The following is an 8,288-nucleotide window of genomic DNA, read 5'->3' as shown; positions in this document are numbered from 1 at the left end:
TAAATTGTATTTTTACAAACAATTATAAATGAATATGATAAATATAAAAAATAAGAGATTTCAGCCCGAATTTTATTCAGAAGATTTCAGGCCCCTAAACTATGTTATATACTAATATTATTAATACTCTTAGATTTTCATATTCTTTTTAATTTTTCCCTCTTTTTATTATTCTTTTTTTACTCAATGTTAATAATGAATTTTTGATAGTGATGTACTTTTATACTAATAATTTAATTGTACATTTTTGTACAATAAAGGTTTAAATAGTACATCATACATAATAATTGTATAAATTTATTTCTTATAATAAATTTTTAAAGTTTACAAAAATTTTTTTAAAAAATTAATATGGTGATAAAATGTATAGAATAGAATTATCTAGTGAAGATGTACCTAAAAAATGGTATAATATTAATGCTGATTTACCTGTAGAACTTCCAGCTCCTAAAAATAGTGAAGGTAAAGATCAAATAAGTACTTTACCTGATATATTTGTTGAAGAATGTTTAAATCAAGAGTTTTCCACTGAAAGATATATTACAATTCCAAAAGAAGTAAGGGAGTTATACCAAAGAATTGGCCGGCCCACGCCATTATATCGAGCAAGAGGCTTAGAGGAGAAATTAAATACTCCTGCAAAAATTTATTATAAAAGAGAAGACACTTCTCCAACAGGTAGTCATAAATTAAACAGTGCTATTGCACAAGCATATTATGCAAAAAAACAAGGTATTGAAAGAGTAACTACTGAAACTGGTGCAGGCCAATGGGGTACTGCACTGTCTCTTGCATCTTCTTTAATGGGAATTGATTGTACTGTTTATATGGTTAGAATTTCATATGAACAAAAACCGTTTAGAAAAGGGGTAATGCAAGTATATAATTCAACCTTATATTCTTCTCCAAGTGAAAATACTGAGGTTGGGAAATCATTCTTAAAAGAAGATCCTAATACGCCAGGTTCTCTAGGTATGGCTATATCTGAAGCTGTTGAAGATGCATTATCTGATGATAAGGTAAGATATACATTAGGTAGTGTATTAAATCATGTAATTTTACACCAAACAGTTATTGGTCAGGAAATCCAAACACAATTAGAAGTTGCTGAAGAAGAACCAGATACTATGATTGCTTGTGTTGGTGGTGGAAGTAATTTTGGAGGTTCATTATTCCCATTTTTAAAAGATAAAATTAAAGGAAATACTGATACTGAATTTATTGCTGTTGAACCATCTGCATGTCCTACATTAACTCAAGGAGAATATTCTTATGACTTTGGTGATAATGTTGGATACACACCACTTTTAAAAATGTATACATTAGGTCATAATTTTGTTGCACCTTCAGTTCATGCTGGTGGACTTAGATACCATGGTATGAATACACAGGTATCTCTTTTAACTCATGAAGGTTATATTAATCCTGTAACAGTTCATCAAGAGGATGTATTTAGGGCAGGTCAATTATTCGCTAATTGTGAAGGTGTTATTCCTGCACCTGAGACATGTCATGCTATTAAAGCAACAATTGATCAGGCTCTTAAATGTAAAGAAACTGGTGAGGAAAAAACTATTGTTGTTAATTTCTCAGGTCATGGTTTAATGGACCTTAAAGGTTATGAAACTTTTATATCTGGTGAATTGGAGAATGCTAAATAATCTCCAATTTTTTTTATTTTTTAGCTTACTAATTTTTTTCACTTTTCTTATTTTTGACTATTTTTTTATAATTTTAGGATGAAACTTTTTAAAAGTAGTTTATTTTATTTTTTTAGAATATTTTGTTTTAAAATTGTTTTTTTTTCAATTTCAAGTGGTTTTTTAGTTTTATTTTTAAAAACGATCAATATTCATTTTTTAATTTATCTTTTATTTCATCTAATATGGCCTTATGCATTCTTTTTGAAAATTCTGCTTTGTCATTTTTATTAAGCACATCTAGATAACCTTGTGAAACTAGGTTGAATGCAAAAGGAGTGGGTATAACTGTATTTATAGTTTTAAGTTCAATATCTTCGTTTTCAACAGCTTTTATTACTTCTAAAGCATTTTTCATGTCCATATAATCTTCACTTGATTCTCTCCTTGCTTCTTTTAGTATTGGAAAATTCTTATCCATTTCTTGAACATATTTAAGTAATATTTTAGCTCTAACCTGTTGTACGCCCACGGATTTACTTTCTCCCTTGTAATTTCGTATTGTCATTAAACTTCGCCCAGCACAATCTCTAAAACGATGAGCTAAAATTTCAGTTTTTTCCAATGATTTAAGTAAAATATTTTCAAAATTAGTGCTGTTTAGTTTTTTAAATGATTCAAGACCTCCAATTTTTCCATCATCTGCACTTAAATAAAATCCATTATCTGATATGGATAGGGTTATGTTTGTATTGTAAAGTGTAGATGCAATATATGCTACTGCACGAGATAATGCATCATTTACTTGTCTTCCAAATAAACTGTGGAATATTACAAAACGTTTTCCTCCATAGCCTTTATAATATTCGATTACTATTTTTTTATAGGAAGGTATTTGGGCATATAAGTATTGTTCATTAAAATATTCGTAGATAGAGTTAGCTGCAAAACCATCTACATACAAGTAATTATTAATATATTCTAAAACATCATCTTTTCCAGTACTATATCTAAATTTTAATTCCATATTTGCCCTAAATTTCTGAATATCTAGGGCTAAATCGTAACTAAGGGGTAACTGTCCTGAAAACCATTGAGGTATTGTTGGCGGACCTCCTGCAGGGGATACAAAGGCAACTGTTCCTTTTGAATATTTATATCTAAAAGTTACTCCTCCAAGAACAAAGGTATCTCCACTTTTAAGCTGGTCTAAGAAAGTGTCTTCTACTCTTCCAACAACTTCTCCATCACATTTAACAAGGATTCCTGATCTATCAGGTATAGTTCCAATATTAGTAGAGTATAAAACCCTTGCCATTTTTCCACGTTTTCCAAAGGTATTATCTTTATAATCTATCCATATTTTAGGATAAATATATCTCTCTTCAAGAGCAGAATATTCTCCTGCAAGATAACTTAATACATCTTTGTAATCGTCTCTTGTTAGGTCTTTATAGCAATAACTTTTACGTATGATGTCATATGTATAATCTATTTCCTGTGTGTTTTCAATAGACATGCCGTATAAATGTTGGGCTAAAACATCTAAACAATCACATGGGATATGTATTCTATCAATTTTACCTTCAATAGCATCTTTTAAAAGTACACTACATTCAATTAAATCGTCACGATTTGTTACTATTATTCTTCCCTTTGATTTTTCATTTAGTCTATGGCCACTTCTACCTATTCTCTGTAGGGCACGAGAAACAGATTTAGGTGAGTTAATTAATATTACAAGGTCTATATAACCAATATCAATTCCAAGTTCTAGTGATGTACTTGATACAACTGCTTTTAATTTTCCAATTTTAAGATTATTTTCACATTCAAGACGCATTTGTTTTGAAAGTGAAGAATGGTGAGCCATAATATTATCTTCATTGTAATGGCTTGGAAAGTATTTTTTTAGATTATATACAAAACTTTCAGTTCCACTACGAGTATTAGTAAAAATAAGTGTAGTGTTATGGCTTTGAATCAGATCATCTACTAGTTCATACATTCCCATACGAGTATCTTCACTATCTGCAATAACAATATCACTAACAGGACTTATAACTTTTAGATCTAATTCTTTCTGGTAATCTATATTTACAATTTTACAGTTTCTCTCTATACCATATTCATTACCTACAAGAAAGCGGGCAACTTCAGTTATTGGTGATACTGTTGCAGATAATCCTATGCGCACAAAACCTCCAACTAAAGCATTTAATCTTTCAAGAGACAATGAAAGATGTGTTCCTCTTTTATTATTTGCAAGAGAATGTATTTCGTCAATTATTACATATTTAACATTAGATAACTTTTCTCTAAATTTTGGAGCAACAAGAAGTATTGCTAAAGTTTCAGGTGTTGTAATAAGAATATGTGGTGGTTTTTTAAGCATTTTTTGACGTTGATAATTAGTGGTGTCTCCTGTTCTAACAGCTTTTCTTATGTTTAACTCTTTTTTTCCAATCTTTTCAATCTCTTTTAGGGGGATATCTAGATTTCTTTCTATATCATTATCTAATGCTTTAAGAGGGGATATGTAAATACAGTACACTTTATCTTCCAGTTGATCATTTTCACTTAAAGTACATAGCTCAGAGATAATTGATAAAAAGGCAGTTAATGTTTTTCCACTTCCTGTTGGTGAGGATATAAGAATATTATTTTGTTTATGGATTTCAGGTATGGACATTTTCTGTGAAGGGGTAAAATCTTCAAAGTTATCACTAAACCAATCCTTAACCCATGGATGGAGTATATTAAATATTTCTTCTTTTGAATATTCCTTTTTCTGCTTTTTTATCATTTTAATCAATTAGAATCTAGTAGTTCCCACCCATATTTTTTTTATTTTTTCTTATTTTTCTCTATAAAAAATAGTAAATCAACAATAATTACGATTTTTTTTAAAATTGATGATGATGGGATAAAAAATTATAATAATTCTTTAATTTTTGCTTTTACATCATCTAAACTTTCAGTTGGTTCAAATCTTCTAACAACATTACCTTCACGGTCAACTAAAAATTTTGTAAAATTCCATTTAATATTATTATTGTCTTTATAATGTCTGTCGGTTAATTTAACAACCATTTTTAATTTTCTAGCACCTTTACCGGTAATATCTACAAAAGGTTGTTCTTCTTTAAGATAAGTGTATAATGGATCTTCATTTTCACCATTAACATCAATCTTTTCAAAGATAGGGTATTGAACAAGGAATGTTGCTCTACAGGTTTCTGCAATTTCTGCTCCAGTACCTGGTGCTTGTTTATTAAATTGGTTACATGGAAAATCAAGGATAGTAAATCCATCATCTTTAAACTCATTATAAATTTCAGTTAATTCATTGTATTGTGGCGTAAATCCGCATTTTGTAGCAGAATTAACAATTAATAATACTTTTCCTTTATATTCATTTAATGAAACCATTTCACCATCAGTGTTTTTCACTTCAAAATCATAAATTGACATTTTTTCACCTTTTTTATTTAATTAATGTTTTATTTTAATTAAAAACAATTCTTTTTTTCTTTTTTCTAGAATATTTTTGTTTATTTTTTTATTTTTTTATTCTAAAAATATATCTAGTTTTTCTCTATATGTATCACGTTTAACTTCTTTTGTAGTAAGGGTTAAAGTTTTTAAAGGTGGTTTTCCTACATATTCTTCTAATTGTTTGAATGTTTTATCAAATCCAGTTGCTCCAGCAGTTACAAAAAATTTAACTTCATCAAAACTATTTGCATTTTCTTTTATATAGGAAATCATAGGGTTTGCTGATTTACCTACCCATACGGGAACACCTAAATAAACAATATCATAATCTGCAGGGTTATATTTAAATTCTTCTAATTCAATGATTTTTTCACTCATTGCATCTTTTCCCCCACGTACATAACCTGTTTTTCCATTATAATTTACTTTAGGTTTAATTTCTTCTATATCGCAGTTTAATTCATTTGCAATTTCTTCTGCAATTTTTTTTGTAACATTTGTTCTTGAATAATATACAACTAAAAACTTCATTGCATCACCTATTTTAAAAAAATTATTTCAAAATTTTAATTATTCTATTAAATTAACTTTTAATATTTAATACTCAACCACAATATAACATTTATGATTTAATTTAAATTATATCACTAATGCTTCTATCAATGAGTATACTAATATTATAATCTTTAAATTCATTTTGAAGCTCTTTGGTTAGGTTTTCTTTATATTGTTTGGTGTCCTCTATATCAAAATCTACAACAATATCAAATTGAATAATTTTAGATTCTTTATCAACATAAACTCCATGGATTTGATGTATATTCTTTTTATTTAAACAAATTTCATTTAAAGAACTAATTATTTTTTCTATTTCAGGATCTTTAGAGTTTGTAGCATATATCCCTATTGTTAAAATAATTCCATATTTTTTTAATATTTCTCCTTGAATTTCTCGTGAAAGCTTATAGATTTCTCTTCCACTTAAACTTTCATCAACTCCAATATTTATACTTCCAATATAGTTTTCAGGTCCATAGTTATTTAAAATTAAATCATATGCTCCTTTAACATTATCAAATTTTTCAACATCTTTATGAATATTTTCACTTAACTCTTTATCAACTCTTTTACCTAATATTTCACCTAAAGAATCAAGTATCATTTCAATACCTGCTTTTATAATTACAAGACCAATTATAGCTCCTAATATTCCATCTAAATTAATGTGGAATATTGTAAATATTATTGCAGATATAAGGGTAGCAATTGTAACTATCGCATCCAAACTTGCATCTTTACCACTATTTATTAAACTGTCAGAATTATTTTCCTCCCCTTTTTTAATTGTATATCTTCCAAGCAAAAGTTTTACTATTATTGCAACAATCATTATTACAAATACAATAAAAGAGTAGTTAACATCTGTTGGGTGCATAATTTTATGTGTAGATTCTATAAATGATTCTACTCCTGCACTGATAATTATTGCTGCTATAATTAGGGCTGTAAAATATTCTATTCTTCCATATCCATATGGATGTTTACGATTAGGGGGCTTTGATGATAAATACATTCCAATAATGGTAATTACACTACTTAATGCATCACTTAAGTTGTTTACACCATCTAAAATAATTGCAATACTTCCACTTACAACTCCGACAGCTATCTTAAATAGAGTAAGTATTACATTTACAATTATTCCAACAATACTTGTTTTAACAATATTTTCTTCTCTTGTATTTCCATCTAACATATTTTTGTCCTTATTAATTAGATTCTAAATACTTAGTCTCTATTAATTAGATTTTAAATATTTATTTATTTTATAATTATATTTTTTATTTTAAATTTCATTCATATATTTATAATATTATTTATATTAAATATGATTTTTTTATTATAAAATATGATTAAATTTTCATGATTTAATAATTATTTTTAATTTTTTAGAATTTTTTTTATATATGAGGAAAACTAATATAATAAGAAAACAAAATACTTATGTAAATTATTAAATGTTACTAATAATTATAGTATATTATTTCTAATTTGATTATGGATATAAATTATATTTTATAGAATTATAGTTTATTTTAAATTATTTTTTATAATAATTATTTGAGGAATAGTTATGGCTAAATATATTTTTGATGATGCAATTTTAAAACTTAAAGATGATGATGTACAGGTAAGAAAAGATGCAATTAAAAGTTTAGAAGGAGTAACAGATGAATCTGCAATTGAGCCTTTAATTGAAGCTACCACTGATGAAAATGCTAATGTAAGATTTGGTGCAGCACAAATTCTTGGAACAATGGGTGATATTGCTATTGATAAATTAATTGAAAGATTTAATGCTGCATCTGGTCAGGATAAACGTTTTCTAACTTTTGCACTTAAAGAAACATATAGTGAAAAAACTATTGATGTGCTTGTAAGTGCTGTTGATGATGAAGATTTTGGTGTTAGAAAAACTGCAATTAGGGGATTAGGTTCACTTCAAGCTAGAGACCAGATGGATGCTATTGCAAAAGGTTTAGATGATGAAGATTGGGGTGTTAGATTATATGCTATTTATGCATTAGGTGATTTAGCAACTCCTGAATCTATTGCACTTATTAAAGAGGCTAGACGTAAGGAAAAAGATAAAGACTTTAAAAAGTCTTGTAATAAAACTATTAAAAAAGCAGAAAAAATGATGAAATCTGGTGCAAAACCAACTCATTCTAAAGCAAAACCTATGAAGGATATTAAAGCTTTAGAAAAAATTGATCCTGAAGCAGCTGTAAAAGAGTATTCAATTCATGCTAAAGAAGGGGCTAAAAGTCCAGAACCATATAAAAGAGCAGCTATTCTTTATAGGAAATTAAATAGGCATGATGATGAGGTAAACATATTAAATCTTGCTATTGAAAATTTATCTAAATTAAATCCGGGTAAAGAAGAATGGTTTATTAAAAGATTAGATAAATTAAATTCTTAGATTAATATTTATCTAATTTTATTTTCTTAATTTTCTATTTTTATATTAATTTGTTTTATGTTTTATAGATTATATTAACGATTATTTTTCAATTATATCATACAAATCAGTACGTCGATTTTTTAAAACAGGTATTTCTTCTCGTACTTGTTTAATTTTATTTA

The 8,288-nt window shown here is 27.3% G+C and carries 6 protein-coding genes; 2 read left to right on the top strand and 4 right to left on the bottom strand.

Annotation, left to right across the window (positions count from 1 at the left end; all coding sequences use genetic code 11):
• Positions 1–362: 362 nt before the first annotated feature.
• Positions 363–1,661: a TrpB-like pyridoxal phosphate-dependent enzyme gene (locus QZ146_RS07665; RefSeq protein WP_295723243.1), complete on the top strand. Its 1,299-nt coding sequence runs from the start codon at positions 363–365 to the stop codon at positions 1,659–1,661.
• A gap of 184 nt (positions 1,662–1,845) precedes the next feature.
• On the opposite strand, the gene QZ146_RS07660 is transcribed toward QZ146_RS07665, so the two are convergent.
• The 4 genes from QZ146_RS07660 to QZ146_RS07645 all read right to left on the bottom strand — a co-directional run bounded on the left by QZ146_RS07660 (position 1,846) and on the right by QZ146_RS07645 (position 6,894).
• Positions 1,846–4,446, bottom strand: a complete 2,601-nt coding sequence (locus QZ146_RS07660; RefSeq protein WP_295723241.1) for an ATP-dependent helicase — start codon at positions 4,444–4,446, stop codon at positions 1,846–1,848.
• A 128-nt stretch (positions 4,447–4,574) separates the two neighbouring features.
• Entirely contained in the window at positions 4,575–5,114 is a 540-nt protein-coding gene (locus tag QZ146_RS07655; protein ID WP_295723239.1) for a glutathione peroxidase, read from the bottom strand.
• A 96-nt stretch (positions 5,115–5,210) separates the two neighbouring features.
• On the bottom strand, positions 5,211–5,669 hold the full coding sequence (locus tag QZ146_RS07650) for a flavodoxin (protein ID WP_295723237.1): 459 nt from the start codon (positions 5,667–5,669) through the stop codon (positions 5,211–5,213).
• 103 nt (positions 5,670–5,772) lie between these two features.
• Positions 5,773–6,894: a cation diffusion facilitator family transporter gene (locus QZ146_RS07645; protein WP_295723235.1), complete on the bottom strand. Its 1,122-nt coding sequence runs from the start codon at positions 6,892–6,894 to the stop codon at positions 5,773–5,775.
• 378 nt (positions 6,895–7,272) lie between these two features.
• Between QZ146_RS07645 and QZ146_RS07640 the strand changes: the two genes are divergently transcribed.
• Entirely contained in the window at positions 7,273–8,124 is an 852-nt protein-coding gene (locus tag QZ146_RS07640; RefSeq protein ID WP_295723233.1) for a HEAT repeat domain-containing protein, read from the top strand.
• Positions 8,125–8,288 lie beyond the last annotated feature (164 nt).

The sequence above is a fragment of the uncultured Methanobrevibacter sp. genome (assembly GCF_905235195.1).
GTDB lineage: Archaea > Methanobacteriota > Methanobacteria > Methanobacteriales > Methanobacteriaceae > Methanarmilla.
Note: the sequence above shows the minus strand (reverse complement) of the source record. Positions and strands in the feature narration are given on the sequence as shown.